This is a genomic window from Klebsiella sp. MISC125 (genome assembly GCF_051131775.1).
GTDB lineage: Bacteria > Pseudomonadota > Gammaproteobacteria > Enterobacterales > Enterobacteriaceae > Klebsiella.
In genome coordinates this window covers 536,499-555,856 of the sequence record NZ_CP180448.1, presented here as the reverse complement: position 1 = coordinate 555,856, position 19,358 = coordinate 536,499, and the positions used below count along the sequence as shown (strand labels likewise).

The window sequence follows — 19,358 nt, the reverse complement described above, 5'->3', positions numbered from 1 at the left end:
TATACGCAAATTCAGCCGCAACGCAAGCATTGTCTAGTAATTCATCACTGGCTTCTGAGAGCAGGGATCATCATGTTCAGCAACGCTGTGAAATGCAGGCAAATACATCTGATGGCTACTTCCATTGCACATTATTGGCCTTTGCTACATGAACGACTTCTCAGCACCCTCACTACTACAGCCATATCACAGGAACTATCCATGTTCATCACTTCCTCAATATTTATTATTTTGTACTGTGGGTTATCGCTCATGCTCTGTTGGTGCGACTACCGAAGTGGTCTGCTTCCAGATCGATTTACCTGCCCCCTACTCTGGGTTGGTTTGCTTTATCATCTATATTTATCAGAAAGTACTCTTTCAAGCGCAGTATGGGGGGCGATCGCTGGCTATGTGTCCTTTGCTACTATCTACTGGTTATACAGAGGACTGCGCGGATATGAAGGCATCGGTTACGGTGACGTTAAATTTCTGGCCGCTCTTGGGGCCTGGCATGGATGGAGCGTATTACCTCAACTAGTGCTTATTGCAACCATACTCGCATGTGTCACACTTGGGATGAAGATCATAGCGGGAAGAAAAAGGCAGGTATTATACAACCCGCTGCCTTTTGGCCCTTTTCTGGCAGCAGCGGGTCTTTGGTGTGGATGGCAGACGCTTATTAGTCCGCCACCTTAATTTGTGACTGAAGATAATTCTGTAGGCCAATTTTACCGATTAAGTCGAGCTCAGTTTCCAACCAATCAATGTGGCTTTCTTCGTCTGTAAGGATCTCAATTAGCATATCGCGGCTGACGTAGTCATAGACACTATCGGCATAGGCAATAGCTTCTCGCAAATCTTTAGCCCCTTCCAGTTCCAACCGTAAATCAGATTGCAGCATCTCCTCGACATCCTCGCCGATGCGCAGTTTGCCAAGATCTTGCAGGTTAGGGATTCCTTCGAGAAACAAAATACGCTCGATATACTTATCGGCATGTTTCATTTCATCAATGGATTCGTGGTATTCGACATCGTTGAGGCGCATCAGGCCCCAATTCTTAAACATTCTCGCGTGGAGAAAGTATTGATTAATTGCGACAAGCTCATTTCCCAATAATTTATTGAGATAAGTTATGATTTTGACATCACCTTTCATTATATAGTCCCTCCGCTTCCACTTATTGAAGCGTAGTTCGACCTATAGATATGTCAAAAAAAGCAGTCGGGCTTCAGGCAATCTCTTGATATTCTGGCATGCGGGTTAATTCATCTTCCATAATTTCTCGCGCTGCGCGAATGCACTTACCACATTGATTTCCAACAGGAATAAATTTTCTTAGTTGTTGAAAAGACTGGGGGTGGAATTGACGCACAGCCTGACGAATTTTTTTATCGTTTACACCATTACACAGACAAACGTACATACAGACTCCCGTTCAACTTATATGCAAAGTGTAAATGAGAATAGTTATGATTACAATAGCCTGTTTATTAAATATACGACTGCACTAATTTCTGTAAACAATTTCCCTCATTAACTCAAATAGTCGACAGCAAAAAGGGCGCCTAAGCGCCCTTTTCTAATTCAGAACTAATAATTAGCCCAGAACTTTAGCAACAACGCCCGCGCCAACGGTACGGCCGCCTTCACGGATTGCGAAACGCAGACCATCGTCCATCGCGATCGGGTGGATCAGGGTAACAACCATTTTGATGTTGTCGCCCGGCATAACCATCTCTACGCCTTCCGGCAGTTCGATGGTGCCAGTCACGTCAGTTGTACGGAAGTAGAACTGCGGACGGTAGCCTTTGAAGAACGGAGTATGACGGCCGCCTTCATCTTTGGACAGAATGTACACTTCAGATTCGAACTTGGTGTGCGGCTTGATTGAGCCCGGCTTAGCCAGTACCTGGCCACGTTCGATTTCTTCACGTTTGATACCACGCAGCAGAACACCTACGTTCTCACCAGCACGGCCTTCGTCCAGCAGTTTGCGGAACATTTCAACGCCGGTACAGGTAGACTTCGCAGTCTCTTTGATACCAACGATTTCAACTTCTTCGCCAACTTTAACAATACCGCGTTCTACACGACCGGTAACAACGGTACCACGGCCTGAGATGGAGAATACGTCTTCGATAGGCAGCAGGAACGGCTTGTCAATCGCACGCTCTGGTTCCGGGATGTAAGAATCCAGGAAGCCAGCCAGTTCGATGATTTTCGCTTCCCACTCTGCTTCGCCTTCCAGCGCTTTCAGAGCAGAACCACGGATGATCGGAGTGTCATCGCCCGGGAAATCGTACTGAGACAGAAGTTCACGAACTTCCATTTCTACCAGTTCCAGCAGCTCTTCGTCATCAACCATGTCGCATTTGTTCAGGAACACGATGATGTACGGAACGCCTACCTGACGACCCAGCAGGATGTGCTCACGAGTCTGCGGCATCGGGCCGTCAGTCGCAGCAACAACCAGGATCGCGCCATCCATCTGCGCAGCACCGGTGATCATGTTTTTAACATAGTCGGCGTGGCCCGGGCAGTCTACGTGTGCGTAGTGGCGAGTCGGGGTGTCATATTCAACGTGAGAAGTGTTGATGGTGATACCACGAGCTTTTTCTTCCGGCGCGTTATCGATCTGGTCGAATGCGCGAGCAGCACCGCCGTAGGTTTTAGCCAGTACGGTAGTGATTGCAGCGGTCAGAGTAGTTTTACCGTGGTCGACGTGGCCGATGGTGCCAACGTTGACGTGCGGTTTTGTACGTTCAAATTTTTCTTTAGACACGGCTATATTCCTTACTATAGTGCTCTCCCCTTCAGGAGAGAGCACGGGACTTTGGTTTTAACCCTGCGGCTTATTTACCACGGGCTTCGATTACGGCCTGAGCAACGTTATTCGGCGCATCATCATACTTCAGGAACTCCATAGAGTAAGAAGCACGACCTTTGGTCAGAGAACGCAGCTGAGTTGCATATCCAAACATTTCAGACAGCGGAACTTCAGCGTGAATCACAACGCCAGTCACGTTGGATTCCTGACCGCGCAGCATACCGCGACGACGGCTAAGGTCACCGATAACGTCACCAGTATTCTCTTCCGGAGTTTCTACTTCAACCTTCATGATCGGCTCAAGCAGAACTGGTTTCGCTTTCTTAAAGCCATCTTTAAAGGCAATAGAAGCGGCCAGTTTAAACGCCAGTTCGGAGGAGTCAACGTCGTGGTAAGAACCGAAGTGCAGACGCACGCCCAGGTCAACTACCGGGTAACCAGCCAGAGGACCAGCTTTCAGCTGCTCCTGGATGCCTTTATCAACGGCCGGGATGTATTCACCAGGAATTACACCACCTTTGATGTCGTTGATGAACTCGTAACCTTTCGGGTTAGAGCCCGGCTCCAGCGGATACATGTCAATAATGACGTGACCATACTGACCGCGACCACCAGACTGCTTAGCGTGTTTACCTTCGATATCAGTAACTTTCGCGCGAATCGCTTCACGGTAAGCAACCTGAGGTTTACCAACGTTCGCTTCAACGTTGAATTCACGCTTCATACGGTCAACGATGATGTCGAGGTGCAGCTCACCCATACCGGCGATGATAGTCTGGTTAGATTCTTCGTCAGTCCATACGCGGAAAGACGGGTCTTCTTTAGCCAGACGGCCCAGAGCCAGACCCATTTTTTCCTGGTCAGCTTTGGTTTTTGGTTCAACCGCGATAGAGATTACCGGCTCAGGGAATTCCATACGCTCCAGAATGATCGGCGCGTTTGGATCACACAGAGTGTCACCCGTAGTTACGTCTTTCAGACCGATAGCTGCAGCGATGTCGCCCGCGCGAACTTCTTTGATCTCTTCACGCTTGTTAGCGTGCATCTGAACGATACGACCAAAACGCTCACGTGCTGCTTTCACGGAGTTCAGGATGGTATCACCAGAGTTAACCACACCGGAATACACGCGGAAGAAGGTCAGGTTACCTACAAACGGGTCGGTCGCGATTTTAAATGCCAGAGCAGCAAACGGCTCATCATCGCTAGCGTGACGTTCAGCAGGAGTATCTTTACCGTCGTCCAACATACCGTTGATCGCAGGTACATCAACCGGGGATGGCAGGTAATCAATTACCGCATCCAGCATCGCCTGAACACCTTTGTTCTTGAACGCAGAACCACAGGTTACCAGGATGATTTCGTTGTTCAGAACGCGCTGACGCAGAGCTACTTTGATCTCTTCTTCAGTCAGTTCTTCACCACCCAGGTATTTCTCCATCAGCTCTTCAGAAGCTTCAGCAGCGGACTCGATCAGGTTCTGGTGCCATTCTTCGGCCAGGTCCTGCATGTCAGCTGGAATATCTTCGTAAGTGAAGGTTACACCTGCGTCTTCTTCGCTCCAGTTGATGGCTTTCATTTTCACCAGGTCAACAACACCAGTGAAATGCTCTTCAGCACCAATTGCCAGCTGCAGCGGAACCGGAGTCGCGCCCAGACGGGATTTGATCTGACCAACAACTTTCAGGAAGTTCGCACCCATACGGTCCATTTTGTTAACGAACGCAATGCGTGGAACTTTATATTTGTTTGCCTGACGCCATACGGTTTCAGACTGCGGCTGAACACCACCAACTGCGCAGTAAACCATTACCGCACCATCAAGAACACGCATGGAACGTTCTACTTCGATTGTGAAGTCAACGTGCCCCGGGGTGTCGATGATGTTTACGCGATGCGGCTCATACTGCTTAGCCATACCAGACCAAAATGCAGTAGTCGCTGCGGAAGTGATAGTGATACCACGTTCCTGTTCCTGTTCCATCCAGTCCATGGTGGCAGCGCCGTCATGAACTTCACCGATCTTATGGTTTACACCGGTGTAGAACAGAATACGTTCGGTAGTAGTAGTTTTACCGGCGTCGATGTGCGCACTGATACCAATGTTACGGTAGCGTGCGATGGGTGTTGTACGAGCCATTTGATTCCTCGTTTATTTCTTTAGGCGTTCAGTTAAGTTATCCAAAACGGGCGACTTACTTGAAGCGCCCGCTTGGTGACTATGACTCCGAAGGGATTACCAACGGTAGTGTGCGAACGCCTTGTTGGCTTCTGCCATGCGGTGAACGTCTTCACGTTTCTTAACTGCAGTACCTTTGTTGTCTGCAGCATCAGAGAGTTCGTTCGCCAGACGCAGAGCCATGGATTTATCACCACGTTTACGAGCAGCTTCAACGATCCAACGCATTGCCAGGGCATTACGACGAACCGGACGGACTTCAACTGGTACCTGATAAGTAGAACCACCAACACGGCGAGACTTAACTTCTACAGTCGGGCGCACGTTGTCGAGAGCGACTTCGAAAGCTTCCAGTTCATTTTTACCAGAGCGCTGAGCCAGGGTCTCCAGCGCGCTGTATACGATTGCTTCTGCAGTAGATTTTTTACCATCTACCATCAGGATATTGACAAATTTAGCCAGCAGTTCTGATCCGAACTTAGGATCCGGCAGGATTTTACGCTGACCAATGACGCGACGACGTGGCATGGAAATACTCCGTTGTTAATTCAGGATTGTCCAAAACTCAAAGAGTTTAGTTTGACATTAATATAAAACGTTTGGCCTTACTTAACGGAGAACCATTAAGCCTTAGGACGTTTCACGCCATACTTGGAGCGTGCTTGCTTACGGTCTTTAACGCCGGAGCAGTCAAGCGCACCACGAACGGTGTGGTAACGAACACCCGGAAGGTCTTTTACACGACCGCCACGGATCAGGATCACGGAGTGCTCCTGCAGGTTGTGGCCTTCACCACCGATATATGAAGAAACTTCAAAACCGTTAGTCAAACGAACACGACATACTTTACGCAGTGCGGAGTTCGGTTTTTTAGGAGTGGTAGTATATACACGAGTACATACGCCACGTTTCTGCGGGCAGGCTTCCAGCGCAGGCACGTTGCTCTTTGCAACTTTGCGTGCGCGTGGTTTGCGTACCAGCTGGTTAATTGTTGCCATTAAATAGCTCCTGGTTTTAGCTTTTGCTTCGTAAACATGTAATAAATCGCCTCATATAATATGAGGACGCAGAATTCTAGGGCGGTGCTGAAAAGGTGTCAAGAAATATACAACGATCCCGCCATTACCAGGCTAATTGCCCAGGGTGTTTGACTGTAAGTCTGACGAAATCAGTATAGCTAAGCCTGACGACACTGTCCGCAATTTGACCACCCAGCCCACGGGCTTCGATATCTTCTTGCAGAACATGAATGGTTATGGGGGCAGATTGCAGAATTTCAAGGAAGCGACTCCCGGCAACTGCTGCGACGACGCCATCAGACATCAGCAGGAGATCGTCTCCTTCTTTTATCAAACGAAGCATTGTCGCAGTATCAGCATACCAGGGAGATGTGCTTAATGTGTGGAGCATGCGAACCTCAAAAACGCAGTATCACGTTAAAATCGTCAAGCTGGGTTCGTAAAGCCTCTGGCTCCAGCCACTCGGCATCTACGATCCATGGCGTCGAAGAATTCAGGCCGCGTTCACGTGCAGAAGCCGCACATACCCAGCATTGCTCAATATCGTAGAGTGATAAAAGTTTGAAGGTAGAGATATAGTCGCGTGCCAGCACCGCTGCGGGCCGCTGTCCCGGAAGTAACTGGAACACGCCATCTCCGATGAAGAATACACCAATTTCCTCCGTCAGAGCGGATGTTGCAAGCAGTGCATCCAACCCTTCTCTGCCGGATGCTGAGCCGTGAGGAGTAGAGGAAAAAACAAAAGCTACGCGCTTCATCAGAACTGTACCATCCGGTCGCAGGTTAACGCGGCTTCCGCCAGCGCACCTAATCCGCTCAGCGTAAATCCAGGCTGCAAATTACAGGCTGGTAATCCCAGCTGTTGTGCTTCCTGTTGATCCACAACTCCTCGACGCAAAGCCGCGGCCACGCAGATATGCAAGGAAACAGCGTGATCGTCATGTAACGATTGCCATGCACGAACCAGATCAAACTCATCGCTAGCCGGTGCTGATAGCTGGTTTGCATTATAAACACCTTCGCGATAGAAAAAGATGCTGACCAGTTCATGGCCTTCCTGCAAAACAGCATGGGCAAACTGCAATGCGCTACTGGCCAACTGCGTACCGTAAGCAGGCCCCGTCACCGTAATCGCAAAGCGCATTACTTATCCAGCCCCTGGAAATCTCCGCTTTTAAACTGACGAATGTAGAGATACACCGTGTGTTTAGAGATATTCAACCTATCAGCAACCTGGTTGATGGCATCTTTGATGTCAAAGATGCCTTTTTCGTAAAGATTCAGGACTATCTGGCGGTTTTTAGCATTGTTAGAAACGTTACGATCGGCATTCACCTCTTCGATGGTGAACTCAAGCGTCTGCGCAACCAGATCGTCTACCGATGAGGCAAAGTTGACCTGCGAGTTCACTTCCGTCGTTTCAGGCGGAATGAAGGTGCTCATTATTTGCGAGAACGGCACATCGAGATTCATGTTGATGCACAGCAGGCCAATGACCCTATGTTCACGGTTGCGAATTGCAATCGTGACCGACTTCATCAGCACGCCACTTTTGGCGCGAGTAAAATAGCATTTGGAAACGCTGCTATCGGCCCCGGTCATATCGTGCAGCATACGCAGCGCAAGGTCAGTGATTGGCGAGCCGATTTGACGGCCAGTATGTTCACCGTTGGCGATACGGATAGCGGAACATTTTAAGTCCTGCAACGAATGCAGTACGATTTCACAGTGGGAACCGATGAGCATCGCTAACCCGTCCACCACCGCTTCATAGGATTTGAGGATATCAAAGTCGGTCTGGTCAAAAGGACGTTGATCCAGCAAATCAAGCTCGCTGGTCTCGTTGGTTAAAAGCGACCTGGACATGAAAAAAAGCACTCCTTTTCAGGAGCCTGTCGTTATTGTCAGGGCAGGCTCATCATCATTATTAATCTATCTAAAGTAATACAGCGTCTGAGGTTCTTGCCAGTTTTAATTATATTTGCCCTCAATAAAAAAACCGCCGCCTGTAAAGGCGGCGGCTTAAACCAGATTACTTCTTGGCGTCAGCGGCCGGTGCTTCTGCGGCAGCTTCAGGCTTGGCATCAGCCTTTGGTGCCGGTTTGATATCCAGCAGCTCTACATCAAAGACCAGCGTGGAGTTCGCAGGAATTCCCGGAACGCCAGTTTTTCCGTAAGCCAGGTCCGGTGGGATAACCAGTTGAATTTTCCCGCCTTTCTTAATATTTTTCAGACCTTCTGTCCAGCCAGGGATAACGCCGTCCAGGCGGAAGGATAGCGGCTCGCCACGGGTGTAGGAGTTATCAAACTCTTTACCATCGATCAGCGTACCTTTGTAGTTTACGACGACAGTATCGCTATCTTTAGGCGCATCGCCAGTACCGGCTTTCTCAACTTTATACAGCAGGCCGGATTTAGAGGTTTTCACACCTTTCTCTTTAGCAAAGGTGTCGCGGTAAGCTTTACCTTTTGCATCGTTTTCAGATGCATCTTTTTCCATTTTCTGCTGAGCAGCAGTTTTTACACGAGTTTCAAATGTCTGCAGTGTCTGTTCGATTTCCTGATCGGACAGTTTGCTCTTATTAGCAAAAGCGTCCTGAACGCCGGCAATCAGCTGGTCTTTATCCAGTTTGATACCCAGTTTTTCTTGTTCTTTCAGGGAGTTTTCCATGTAACGTCCCAGTGATGCACCCAGCGCATAAGCAGATTTCTGATCGTCATTTTTGAATGCCGATTTGCTTTCCGTTGCAGGTGCTGCTTTCGCTGCGGTATCAGCAGCAAAGGTCAGCGGTGCATTCAGGGCGACGGCCATTGTGGTCGCCAGCAGCGTTACTTTAAACAGTGATTTCATCCATTTCTCCAGGGCCGGGGCATCTCACCCCAGGGTTATCGTAAAAAGCAAAAAACGTACTATAGAACGTTGTAGAGCAAATCTACATACAGACGTTCCTGAATATCGCCTCATTTAGGACTATTTTTGTATGAATTAGTTTCCTGCCACACGCAACGATGCTGCGCGGATGCTGAAACTTCAGTAGAATCCGACCGCAGAATAGGACAGAAGAGGTTACTCATGCACGATAGCACTTTAGAGACTCGCCTTGCGGAACTGGAGAGCAGGTTAGCGTTCCAGGAAATCACTATTGAAGACCTCAACAAGACCGTCACCGCTCACGAGATCGAAATGGCCAGGATGCGTGAACATTTACGCTTAATGGTAGAAAAGCTAAAAGCAACTCAACCATCGCATATCGCCTCACAGGCGGAAGAGACGCCTCCGCCCCATTACTAATGGCGTAAAAAAAGCGGGTTTCCCCGCTTTTTTATTCCAGAACGCTAATGCGATGGAATTAGTGGCAACCGCAACCGCCATTGCCGCCGCAACCACCTTTACCATGTTCGTGGTCATGGCCGTGGCCACCGCAGCAACCGTCATGATCGTGGTCATGGTCATGATCGTGTCCATTCGCGCCGTGGACATGACCGTGCTCCAGTTCTTCAGCCGTTGCTTCGCGAATCGCGATAACTTCAACATTGAACTTCAGATTCTGGCCAGCCAACATGTGATTACCGTCAACAACAACGTGTTCATCACCCACTTCAGTGATTTCAACCGGTACCGGGCCCTGGTCGGTTTCTGCCAGGAAGCGCATGCCTACCTGCAGTTCATCAACACCCATGAAAACGTCTTTAGGAACGCGCTGAACCAGGTTTTCATCGTACTGTCCGTACGCGTCGTTAGCGCCGACTTCTACATCAAACTTGTCGCCCACTACGTGACCATCCAGCGCATTTTCCAGGCCGGAAATCAGGGAGCCGTGACCATGCAGGTAGTCCAGCGGCGCGCTTGCCGGAGACTCATCAACCAACACACCGTCTTCTGTACGTACCTGATAGGCCAGGCTGACCACCAGGTCTTTTGCTACTTTCATGATATCTCCTGAGCAAGGGAAGAATAGTGGCGCAGATTGTAGCGGAATTCTGCAGCCGTGTACCCTCTAGCTTAAAAAAAGCCGATAGATAACGCTAGTCCGGATGAAAAATGCCTATCACTTGCTCCTCTTTGCGAACATGATCGCGAACTTCCTTATCAGCCTCACGCATCTGGTGGCCGCACTTAACGCATTCAACAATATCGACATTATTTTCACGCCACATTGCCAGCGAATCCAGAGCCTGGCACGCCGGACATTTCGCACCGGCAATAAAACGTTTACGCACCGCCATATTATTTACCTTTTATTCAAACTCATCCCAGCCGTCTAACTGCCTGCTCTCTTTTTGCATCTCTCGCTGAAAGATCTCTTCCAGCTCGCGCCTGGCTTCACGCACGCGGGATATCTGCAGGGTATCAGTATGCACCGGCATTAACTCACGCAGCATTCGCATATCGAGGCGACGAAAGTGCAGTTGCGCACGCTGTGCCTGGTGTGGATGCATACCTATAGAGATAAGCGCTTTACGCCCCAACTCCAGCGCACTGGAGAACGTCTCGCGCGAAAATTGCGCCACTCCAGCCTGCAAAAGCTCATGCGCCTCAACGCGTCCCCGAGCTCGCGCCAGAATATTCAGATGCGGAAAATGCTGCTGGCACATCTCCACAAGCCTCATCGTATCCTCTGGCTCGTTACAGGTGATCACTATCGATTGTGCGTCCTCAGCCCCCGCTGCACGCAGCAGTTCGAGCTGCGTCGCGTCGCCAAAGTAGACTTTATAGCCGTATTTACGCATCAGGTTTACCGCACTGATGTCGCGCTCCAGCACCGTAATGCGCATTTTATTCGCCATCAGCAGGCGGCCAATCACCTGCCCGAAACGCCCAAAGCCGACGATAATGACCTGTGGTTTATCATCCTCAACCCACGGAGCCTCATCCTCTTCTTCAGGCTGATTAAACCGCCGCGAAAGCACTTTATCGATTAGCGTCATCAGCAGCGGCGTGGTCATCATCGACAATGTCACTGTGACCAACAGCAGCGCCATCTGATCGTTTTGAAACAAACGAAGCGAAGCGGGCATCGAAAACAACACAAAGGCGAACTCTCCCCCTTGGCTTAGAACGCCTGCAAACTGCATGCGCTCCGAGCTACGTAAGCCGTAAACTCGCGCCAGCAGATACAGGACTCCTCCTTTCACCGCGACCAGTATTGCGACGCTGGCGATAACCCATAGCAGATGGGTGTACAGCACTCCGAGATTCAGCGCCATACCAACGGAAATAAAGAACAATCCGAGCAGCAGCCCTTTAAACGGCTCAATGGCGATTTCTAGTTCATGACGATACTCGCTCTCTGCCAGCAGTACGCCCGCGATAAACGTCCCCAGAGCCATCGATAAGCCGAGCGCATCCATAAATAGCGCCGATCCGAGTACCAACAGCAGGGTCGCAGCGGTAAAAACCTCTCGCACACCGGAACCAGCGATAAAACGGAAAACCGGTCGCAGTAGGTAGCGCCCACCGACCAGCATCCCACCGAAGGCCAGGACCTTTATCCCCACAGTAGCCCAATCAAAATGATCATCGCCCGAGCCAGCAAGTAGAGGAACCAGCGCAAGAGCAGGGATAACTGCCAGATCCTGGAACAGCAATACGGAGAAACCTAACTGTCCGGATTCGCTGCGGCTCATCCCTTTCTCACGCATGAGCTGTAGCGCCATGGCGGTTGAAGACATCGCCAACCCAATTCCGCCAACCACTGCGGCCTGCCATGAGAAGTCGCTAAGCATGAGCAAACCGCCAAGAATGAGCGCACTCAGGGCGACCTGCGCAGCGCCTACGCCGAAAATTGAGCTTCTTAACCGCCAGAGCTTGGCCGGATTCAGCTCTAGCCCGATGATAAACATCAGGAAAACAACGCCTAACTCTGAGAAATGAAGAATTTCATCGACATCGCTAATAAAACCCAATCCCCACGGGCCAATGGCAATACCGGCCAGCAGATACCCCAGAACGGCACCAATCCCCAGCCTCGCCGCCAAGGGTACCGCAACCACGGCGGCAAACAGAAACAACACCCCCGCCAGCAGTAGATCAGCTCCCGCCATTTGAACCTCCTGCCGTTATAGGGTTAGCCAACCAGTCGCGATAGGCGCGCGCGTGGCTTTTCAAGTCGTTGGGGGATTGCCGCCGCGCCCAGTAGACGATAATAGGGCTCATCCAGTGCATTCTGCACATGCCAGCGGTTAGTTCAAAAGGGCGCAGGATGTCGTTCATCGGATAGCGATGGGCATCCCGCCGATAGGCGCTCTCCGGCTCACCAGTGGTAATCACACTCCGCCAGTACTTTCCCGCCAGTTGGTTTCCCCCGGCTCCGCTGGCAAAGCCGCGGCTTAACACCCTGTCCAGCCACTCTTTCAGCAATGCCGGGCAACTCCAGGTATATAGCGGATGCTGGAAAACGATCACCTCATGCTGACGCAGTAACTCCTGCTCCCAGGCAATATCGATAAAAAAATCTGGATAGTGCGCGTAGAGATCGTGCACGGTGACATTCGACAACTGTAAGGCCGGTTCAAGCAAAACCCGGTTGGCCACGGAATCCTGAGATTCTGGGTGGGCATACAGCAGCAAAACCTTCGCTGTCTGAGACATCTTTCCCCTCCCGAACGTCTTCTGGCGGCCTGTGCAGCGGCTGCGTCCCGACGCAACCAGAATGACTTTGTGTATCGTCTTCATTTTGGGCTACCATTGCGGCCCGGTTGAGCGATTCGCTCCACACTACATTATCATAATGACAAATTAACATAATCAGAACATACGGCGCCTTATGATTGTTTTCTCCTCGTTACAAATTCGTCGCGGCGTACGCGTCCTGCTGGATAACGCAACCGCCACCATCAACCCTGGGCAAAAAGTCGGTCTGGTGGGCAAAAACGGCTGCGGTAAATCCACCCTGCTTTCGCTTTTGAAAAACGAGATTAGCGCCGATGGTGGCACTATGACTTTTCCTGGCAACTGGCAGCTGGCGTGGGTTAACCAGGAAACCCCGGCGTTACCGCAACCAGCCATTGATTATGTCATTGATGGCGACCGCGAATTTCGCCAGCTTGAGGCCGATTTAAACCTGGCCAATGAACGTAATGACGGTCACGCCATCGCGACGGTGCACGGTAAACTCGACGCTGTCGACGCCTGGACCATACGTTCGCGCGCGGCCAGTCTGTTGCATGGTCTGGGTTTCAGTAATGAGCAGTTGGAGCAGCCGGTAAGCGACTTTTCCGGTGGCTGGCGTATGCGCCTTAATCTGGCACAGGCGCTAATTTGTCGCTCTGACCTGCTGCTACTTGATGAACCGACCAACCACCTTGACCTCGATGCGGTCATCTGGCTGGAAAAGTGGCTCAAAGGCTATGCCGGCACCCTGATTTTGATCTCTCACGATCGCGATTTCCTTGACCCCATCATCGACAAGATTATTCATATCGAGCAGCAGTCAATGTTCGAGTATACGGGCAACTACAGCTCATTTGAGATACAGCGCGCCACCCGCTTGGCACAGCAACAGGCAACATACGAAAGCCAGCAATTGCGCGTCGCTCACTTGCAAAGCTATATCGATCGCTTCCGTGCGCAGGCTACCAAAGCTAAGCAGGCGCAGAGTCGTATCAAGATGCTTGAGCGCATGGAGCTTATCGCACCGGCCCACGTCGATAATCCGTTCCATTTTAGCTTCCGCGCACCGGAAAGCCTGCCGAACCCGCTACTGAAGATGGAAAAGGTCAGCGCCGGTTATGGCGAGCGAGTGATTCTCGACTCGATCAAGCTGAACCTGGTTCCGGGTTCACGCATCGGTCTGCTGGGGCGCAACGGTGCCGGTAAATCGACGCTGATAAAACTGCTGGCCGGTGAGTTACAGCCGCTACGCGGTGAGATTGGCCTGGCGAAGGGAATCAAACTTGGCTACTTCGCTCAGCATCAGCTTGAGTTCCTGCGCGCTGACGAATCCCCGCTGCAGCATCTGGCCCGTCTGGCTCCGCAGGTGCTGGAACAGAAGCTGCGCGACTATCTCGGCGGCTTTGGTTTTCAAAGCGACAAGGTCAATGAAGAGACACAGCGCTTCTCCGGCGGTGAAAAGGCGCGCCTGGTGCTGGCGTTAATCGTCTGGCAGCGGCCAAACCTGCTGCTGCTTGATGAACCGACTAACCACCTCGATCTCGATATGCGCCAGGCCTTAACCGAAGCGCTGATTGATTTTGAAGGCGCACTGGTGGTGGTCTCGCACGACCGCCATCTGATTCGCTCCACCACTGACGACCTCTATCTGGTGCACGACAGTAAAGTCGAGCCTTTTGACGGCGATCTGGAAGATTATCAGCAATGGCTAAGCGACTCGCAAAAGCAGGAAAGCCAGGCGTCAGAAGAATCAAAAGAGAGCGCCAACAGCGCTCAAGCGCGTAAAGATCAAAAACGCCGGGAAGCCGAGCTGCGCACGCAAACCCAACCGCTGCGTAAAGAGATTGCTCGCCTGGAAAAAGAGATGGAGAAACTGAACGCTAGTCTAACGCAGGCGGAAGAGAAGCTGGGCGACAGCGGCTTATACGACCAAAGCCGCAAAGCAGAGCTTACCGAATGTTTACAGCAACAAGCCAATGCAAAGTCCGGGCTTGAAGAGTGTGAAATGGCCTGGCTGGACGCCCAGGAACAGCTGGAGCAAATGCTGCAGGAAGGCTAATGTCTGATAGCTAACGGCACAAAAGGCGGGATAACCCGCCTTTTTTAATACCTCTCACCGAGGCTTAACGCTGCGCTGCCAACCGGGCGCGTATCTGTTCAAGATGTTCGCGGCGGAACACTTTGCCATCGAGGAAGCGAGTTTTTAGCTCTCCCTGCAGCTCCTGCTCCAGAGTTTGTTCATCATGCAGCTGCAGCTCTCCCAGAGCATCGCGCTCAACCCGTAAAAGACCGCGGGCCGAACGTTTCAGGCCATTGTCCGTTTTTGGCTCTTTGAAAATCATTCGCCCTTCGCCACTGACTTCCCCCCAGGTTGCTTTCATCGCAAAACCAAAGGTATCGCGCGTATTATACTGGTAGGTAAAGGAGCCCACGCCGAACACCACATTAGAACTGGCGAAACCCTTCGCTTCCAGACGACGCATGATCTCATCGGCTCTGGCGAGAGTAATGGAATCACCGTAAATCAGGCCCACATGGGGATCCAATACCTTGTAGCCTTTATCATTTATTGTGCCGCCAAAAATCTCCCACAGCACCTCGACAGAGCCTTTCTCTTCTACACTTCGTTCAGTACGTACATCATCGCTAGCAGCAGTACCGCATAGGATCTCAACCGGATCACCGCTATCCGGGCGGAACACAACCCGTCCCTGGCGCTGCATAATGCTCCCCTTGAGTTCGCGGGTAAATTCACTCAGTACCCGCCAGTAATCCCAGGTATCGGAGACGATAGAAACAAATCCCTGCGGATAAATATCGGCAATCAGACGACGGAAGGTTTCTATCTCATGCTCACGCTCCCCCATACACATCACACTATGCTCAGTCGCCGGAATGCTGGCGCCGATAAAATAGTCTTCACTTTCGGTATAGTAATCGCGGGCATAGAGCAGTGCCGGAATGCTATCTGTCCCCTTGAAGCTTAACAAATGCCCACACCCCGCCTGGGCGGCATCCTGCAATCCGGCCATACCGCGAAATGAAAAATCGTGACACTGAAAATCGAGATGGGTCAGATCGCTACAGGTCTTTTCCGCCCAGCGTTCGCAGATTTTGCGATAGTGATGGGCAATAGTGGCATTGGTGGATGCCTTCCAAAGCTCTGCCGAAAGCACCGTTTCCAGGTAATTCACCAGCCAGAAAAATTCTTCTTTCGTATTAATGATGGTCAATACCGGCACCTTCATCGGCACTTTTGTACCTTCATCCAGCGATTTAATGTGCAGCGGCAGATAGCCCAGACGATGTAGGTCGCGAATATGATCCACCGAGACCGCATCGCGACCAAGATAACTATCCATGACCTGCTTATATTCGTTCACCACTTCATCTTCCGGACGAGCAAAAAATGCCTCGTTGAACTGCTCGACAAGGAACCACTGCAAAAATCCCTGCAGACCGAAAAACACTAGCTTGCCATCTGCCAACGGCGACTGAAAAAAACGATCGCTACGCGGAGTGAAGTTAGAATAGACCCGAGTCGTACCCTGGGGATATTGCGCACGGTGAGAAACTTTGTAGCCATCAATAGCCAGAATAGGGTTAATTTTCATGATGATTTCTCCCTTAAGCGCAGTAGATCGCGTCAATGTCGATAAGTTCAAGCTGCGGATGTGCCAGCGTCGGAGCAGCCAAAGAAGTGGTGGTATAGATGGCATCAACGCCGTTGTTCAGCAGATGTTCAACGCCTTTTGAAAAAATGCCGTGTGTCACATACAAGCTGACGCTGCGGGCACCAGCATCGCGCAGCACCTGCGCCGAACCGATAAAGGTGCCGCCGGCGTCGCATAAATCGTCAACAATCAGCAGATCCCTGCCCCTGACATCACCCGCAACCAGCGCAAAGCCTGTCAGGTTGCCGCTTGCCACATCACGCTTTTTGCTCAGAATGGCGTACTCCGAGACGCCTGTTGCTCTGGCGACGGCATCAATTTTTTTCAGCGCCCCCGCATCTGGCGCCACCAGCATTAGCGCCTTTTGCTGAAACCGATGGCATAGAGTCGTACTCTGCAACAAGCACCTCTCCTGTGGAATCGCCACAAAGTTATCTATTGCCGCCGCCGCAGCGTCGCTGTGAGGATCAAGCACTTTCACCTTATCGAACTTCAGCGTGTTAAGTTGAGTAGCAAAGACTCTCAACGCAAAACTGTCACCAGCAACCATATGTCGGTCCTGACGCGCCCACGGTAGCCAGGGTAGTTCGAGGTGGCTGACCAGCACATCGGTCTGGTGACGGACCGCGTCCACCAGTTGCGCAAGCAACATAAAGTCGTTCATATCCCGCATCGCAGCAGCGCGAATGCACATCAGGCGGGCAGAGGATGGCAACGGATTAGTCACCTTCAGCCAGACAGCGCCATCAGGAAAAACACCGTTGGCGATAGTGTAAGTCTGGTTATCCAGGGTTAACGTCAATTTCATACTCATCACTCTCCCCTCACAATTATGTCCCTTCGACATAATTAATAATGTCCTTAAGACACATATTAAGCAAGCATAAAAATGTATTATTTCCCTGAAAAGGTAATCTACTGATAAATAATAATAAAAAACGCAGCCTTGCTGCTCAGTGTCGGGCTGGTACACTGATGGGCGTTCCAAATCATCGCGAGTAGCCTATGAACACCGAAGCCGACTATTTGAATCAATATGATGCCAGCCGCTTTCCCTCCCCTCTGGTGACGGTGGATAGCGTGTTATTCACGCTTCATCAACAAGCGCTGTGCGTCCTGCTGGTAGAGCGGGCAAACCACCCGCAGAAAGGGTATTGGGGATTGCCCGGCGGCTTTATTGATATGGCGCGCGATGACTCCACCCGCGCCACCGCGATGCGTAAGCTCACTGAGAAAACCGGGGTTTTCCCTTCATGGTTGGAACAGCTGGACACTTTTTCCGGGCCCGATCGCGACCCGCGCGGCTGGAGCCTGACCGTCACCTGGTTTGCACTAATTGCCTGGGCAGACTGCGAACCGCATATCGCCAGCGTCAACGATGCCCGTTGGGTGCCAATTGCCAGGCTTGCCGACTATTCCCTGGCGTTTGATCACCAGAAAATCATCGCCGCCGCTCTGCATCGCTTAAGGCAAAAGACCATGTATTCTTTACTGCCCGTTTACTGCTTGCCGGAGACCTTCACCCATGGCCAGCTACAGGAAGCGACGGAGATAATCCTCGGTCAATCCATACAGCGTAAAAGCCTGATTCGCCGTTTTGAAGCGTCAGGGATGTTTGAAGAGACAGGTGAGAGCATGGCGACAGGCACAAGAAAGGCCCGCCTGTGGCGGCGTAAGCCTGGAGTGGATATTCATCTTTTCTCACGCAATCTGCTTACCGATTAGCCACAAGACCACATATTGGCTAACCTGCGCACTTCATGCGCGGTATAGTATGTATAAAGATTATTAATTGCTCTGGTGCTATGGTTGATATCACTCCCACAGAAATGACGCCCCCCGAAGACGACTCGCAGCAGTTTCACCCGATGCGCGGCGTTGGCAATCGTCATTTGCAAACCATGTTGCCGCGGCTAATCCGTCGCAAGCTACGTTTCACTCCACACTGGCAGCGTCTTGAATTACCGGATGGCGACTTTGTCGATCTGGCGTGGAGCGAAGAACCATCTCAGGCTCGTCATAAACCGCGATTGGTGGTGTTTCATGGTCTTGAGGGCAGCCTGCACAGCCCTTATGCTCACGGACTCGTCCACGCGGCCATGCAGCGCGGCTGGCTGGGCGTGGTGATGCATTTTCGCGGCTGTAGCGGCGAACCCAACCGAAATAACCGCATCTATCATTCAGGCGAAACGGAAGACGGCTCCTGGTTTTTACGTTGGCTTCAGCGCGAATACGGCGACGTGCCAACTGCAGCTGTGGGTTACTCGCTCGGGGGCAATATGCTGGGCTGCCTGTTGGCGAAAGAAGGTGACGATATTCCTGTCGATGCTGCCGTTATCGTCTCAGCGCCGTTTATGCTGGAAGCCTGTAGTTCTCATATGGATAAGGGGTTTTCCCGCGTTTATCAGCGTTATCTGCTCAATCTGCTGAAGGCGAATGCCGCGCGTAAGCTGAAAGCTTATCCGGGCTCTTTGCCGGTTGATTTACGCCAGCTAAAAGGTATGCGTCGCATCCGCGAATTTGACGATAGCATCACCGCCAGGATCCACGGTTTTGCCGATGCGCTAGACTACTATCGCCAGTGTAGTGCGATGCCGCGCTTAAGCGACATCACTAAACCAACGCTGATTATTCATGCGAAGGACGATCCTTTTATGGATCACCACTCCATCCCGCCGCAAGAACAGCTACCGGCAAATGTCGAGTATCAACTTACAGAGCATGGCGGCCATGTTGGTTTTGTCGGTGGTACGCTGCGCAAGCCGGAAATGTGGTTAGAACAGCGAATCCCGGATTGGCTAACTCGCTGGTTAGGAGGGCAAATATGATTATTCCCTGGCAGGATCTCGATCCCGAAACGCTGGATAACCTGATTGAAAGTTTTGTATTACGCGAAGGCACCGATTATGGTGAGCATGAACGTTCGCTGGCGGATAAAGTCGCCGATGTCAAACAACAGCTGAAAAGCGGAGAAGCCGCGCTGGTGTGGTCAGAGCTGCACGAGACGGTCAATATTATGCCCCGCAAGCAGTTTCACGGCTAAGGCGGCATCACACTATCGTT

At 51.3% G+C, this 19,358-nt stretch carries 23 protein-coding genes; 6 read left to right on the top strand and 17 right to left on the bottom strand.

Features of this window, described 5'->3' with window-relative positions; translation table 11 throughout:
* Positions 1-201: 201 nt before the first annotated feature.
* A complete protein-coding gene (locus ACMYSL_RS02545) occupies positions 202-678 on the top strand; it encodes a prepilin peptidase (protein WP_434661311.1) in 477 nt (158 codons plus the stop codon).
* On the opposite strand, the gene bfr is transcribed toward ACMYSL_RS02545, so the two are convergent.
* The 11 genes from bfr to fkpA form a co-directional block, all read right to left on the bottom strand.
* Positions 662-1,138, bottom strand: a complete 477-nt coding sequence (gene bfr / locus ACMYSL_RS02540; protein ID WP_110275015.1) for a bacterioferritin — start codon at positions 1,136-1,138, stop codon at positions 662-664. The two genes, ACMYSL_RS02545 and bfr, sit on opposite strands and share 17 nt — an antisense overlap.
* A 73-nt stretch (positions 1,139-1,211) precedes the next feature.
* Positions 1,212-1,406 carry a bacterioferritin-associated ferredoxin gene (gene bfd, locus ACMYSL_RS02535; protein WP_110275013.1) on the bottom strand — a complete coding sequence of 65 codons (195 nt, stop codon included), beginning with the start codon at positions 1,404-1,406 and terminating at the stop codon, positions 1,212-1,214.
* A 174-nt stretch (positions 1,407-1,580) separates the two neighbouring features.
* Positions 1,581-2,765 carry an elongation factor Tu gene (gene tuf, locus ACMYSL_RS02530; protein WP_181621071.1) on the bottom strand — a complete coding sequence of 395 codons (1,185 nt, stop codon included), beginning with the start codon at positions 2,763-2,765 and terminating at the stop codon, positions 1,581-1,583.
* 70 nt (positions 2,766-2,835) lie between these two features.
* The gene (fusA, locus tag ACMYSL_RS02525; RefSeq protein WP_110275009.1) at positions 2,836-4,950 is read right to left on the bottom strand and encodes an elongation factor G; all 2,115 of its coding nucleotides are present in this window, start codon (positions 4,948-4,950) and stop codon (positions 2,836-2,838) included.
* 96 nt (positions 4,951-5,046) lie between these two features.
* Positions 5,047-5,517 carry a 30S ribosomal protein S7 gene (gene rpsG, locus ACMYSL_RS02520; RefSeq protein ID WP_004106370.1) on the bottom strand — a complete coding sequence of 157 codons (471 nt, stop codon included), beginning with the start codon at positions 5,515-5,517 and terminating at the stop codon, positions 5,047-5,049.
* Positions 5,518-5,612: 95 nt separating this feature from the next.
* A complete protein-coding gene (gene rpsL / locus ACMYSL_RS02515) occupies positions 5,613-5,987 on the bottom strand; it encodes a 30S ribosomal protein S12 (protein WP_110275007.1) in 375 nt (124 codons plus the stop codon).
* A 124-nt stretch (positions 5,988-6,111) separates the two neighbouring features.
* The gene (gene tusB / locus ACMYSL_RS02510) at positions 6,112-6,399 is read right to left on the bottom strand and encodes a sulfurtransferase complex subunit TusB (RefSeq protein WP_434661310.1); all 288 of its coding nucleotides are present in this window, start codon (positions 6,397-6,399) and stop codon (positions 6,112-6,114) included.
* Between the two features lie 7 nt (positions 6,400-6,406).
* Entirely contained in the window at positions 6,407-6,766 is a 360-nt protein-coding gene (tusC, locus tag ACMYSL_RS02505) for a sulfurtransferase complex subunit TusC (RefSeq protein ID WP_112214738.1), read from the bottom strand.
* Positions 6,766-7,152: a sulfurtransferase complex subunit TusD gene (tusD, locus tag ACMYSL_RS02500; protein WP_181484674.1), complete on the bottom strand. Its 387-nt coding sequence runs from the start codon at positions 7,150-7,152 to the stop codon at positions 6,766-6,768. The genes tusC and tusD overlap by 1 nt, the downstream gene beginning before the upstream one ends.
* On the bottom strand, positions 7,152-7,874 hold the full coding sequence (locus ACMYSL_RS02495) for a helix-turn-helix transcriptional regulator (RefSeq protein WP_110275001.1): 723 nt from the start codon (positions 7,872-7,874) through the stop codon (positions 7,152-7,154). The genes tusD and ACMYSL_RS02495 overlap by 1 nt, the downstream gene beginning before the upstream one ends.
* A gap of 166 nt (positions 7,875-8,040) precedes the next feature.
* On the bottom strand, positions 8,041-8,859 hold the full coding sequence (fkpA, locus tag ACMYSL_RS02490; protein ID WP_110274999.1) for an FKBP-type peptidyl-prolyl cis-trans isomerase: 819 nt from the start codon (positions 8,857-8,859) through the stop codon (positions 8,041-8,043).
* A 222-nt stretch (positions 8,860-9,081) separates the two neighbouring features.
* On the opposite strand from fkpA, the gene ACMYSL_RS02485 reads away from it, so the two are divergent.
* The gene (locus ACMYSL_RS02485; RefSeq protein ID WP_110274997.1) at positions 9,082-9,300 is read left to right on the top strand and encodes a protein SlyX; all 219 of its coding nucleotides are present in this window, start codon (positions 9,082-9,084) and stop codon (positions 9,298-9,300) included.
* Positions 9,301-9,358: 58 nt separating this feature from the next.
* Here ACMYSL_RS02485 and slyD read toward each other — a convergent pair whose 3' ends face one another.
* The 4 genes from slyD to kefG form a co-directional block, all read right to left on the bottom strand.
* A complete protein-coding gene (gene slyD, locus ACMYSL_RS02480; RefSeq protein ID WP_434661308.1) occupies positions 9,359-9,940 on the bottom strand; it encodes a peptidylprolyl isomerase in 582 nt (193 codons plus the stop codon).
* Between the two features lie 94 nt (positions 9,941-10,034).
* Positions 10,035-10,235, bottom strand: a complete 201-nt coding sequence (locus ACMYSL_RS02475; RefSeq protein WP_110274993.1) for a YheV family putative zinc ribbon protein — start codon at positions 10,233-10,235, stop codon at positions 10,035-10,037.
* Between the two features lie 12 nt (positions 10,236-10,247).
* Entirely contained in the window at positions 10,248-12,053 is a 1,806-nt protein-coding gene (gene kefB / locus ACMYSL_RS02470; RefSeq protein ID WP_182235110.1) for a glutathione-regulated potassium-efflux system protein KefB, read from the bottom strand.
* Positions 12,040-12,600, bottom strand: coding sequence for a glutathione-regulated potassium-efflux system ancillary protein KefG (kefG, locus tag ACMYSL_RS02465; protein WP_142513304.1), 561 nt, complete (start codon positions 12,598-12,600; stop codon positions 12,040-12,042). The genes kefB and kefG overlap by 14 nt, the downstream gene beginning before the upstream one ends.
* 175 nt (positions 12,601-12,775) lie before the next feature.
* Between kefG and ACMYSL_RS02460 the strand changes: the two genes are divergently transcribed.
* Positions 12,776-14,680, top strand: coding sequence for an ABC transporter ATP-binding protein (locus tag ACMYSL_RS02460; RefSeq protein WP_434661307.1), 1,905 nt, complete (start codon positions 12,776-12,778; stop codon positions 14,678-14,680).
* A 64-nt stretch (positions 14,681-14,744) separates the two neighbouring features.
* Here the strand turns inward: ACMYSL_RS02460 and ACMYSL_RS02455 are convergent, their stop codons facing one another.
* A complete protein-coding gene (locus ACMYSL_RS02455) occupies positions 14,745-16,235 on the bottom strand; it encodes a nicotinate phosphoribosyltransferase (RefSeq protein ID WP_434661306.1) in 1,491 nt (496 codons plus the stop codon).
* A 13-nt stretch (positions 16,236-16,248) separates the two neighbouring features.
* On the bottom strand, positions 16,249-17,109 hold the full coding sequence (gene prs, locus ACMYSL_RS02450; protein ID WP_434661304.1) for a ribose-phosphate diphosphokinase: 861 nt from the start codon (positions 17,107-17,109) through the stop codon (positions 16,249-16,251).
* A gap of 191 nt (positions 17,110-17,300) precedes the next feature.
* Here prs and ACMYSL_RS02445 point away from each other — a divergent pair, with 191 nt between their 5' ends.
* The 3 genes from ACMYSL_RS02445 (at position 17,301) to ACMYSL_RS02435 (ending at position 19,338) form a co-directional block, all read left to right on the top strand.
* Positions 17,301-18,020 carry an NUDIX hydrolase gene (locus ACMYSL_RS02445; RefSeq protein ID WP_434661302.1) on the top strand — a complete coding sequence of 240 codons (720 nt, stop codon included), beginning with the start codon at positions 17,301-17,303 and terminating at the stop codon, positions 18,018-18,020.
* Between the two features lie 143 nt (positions 18,021-18,163).
* On the top strand, positions 18,164-19,123 hold the full coding sequence (locus tag ACMYSL_RS02440) for a hydrolase (protein WP_249421905.1): 960 nt from the start codon (positions 18,164-18,166) through the stop codon (positions 19,121-19,123).
* On the top strand, positions 19,120-19,338 hold the full coding sequence (locus ACMYSL_RS02435; RefSeq protein ID WP_110274983.1) for a YheU family protein: 219 nt from the start codon (positions 19,120-19,122) through the stop codon (positions 19,336-19,338). Before ACMYSL_RS02440 ends, ACMYSL_RS02435 begins: the two co-directional genes overlap by 4 nt.
* Positions 19,339-19,358: the final 20 nt, after the last annotated feature.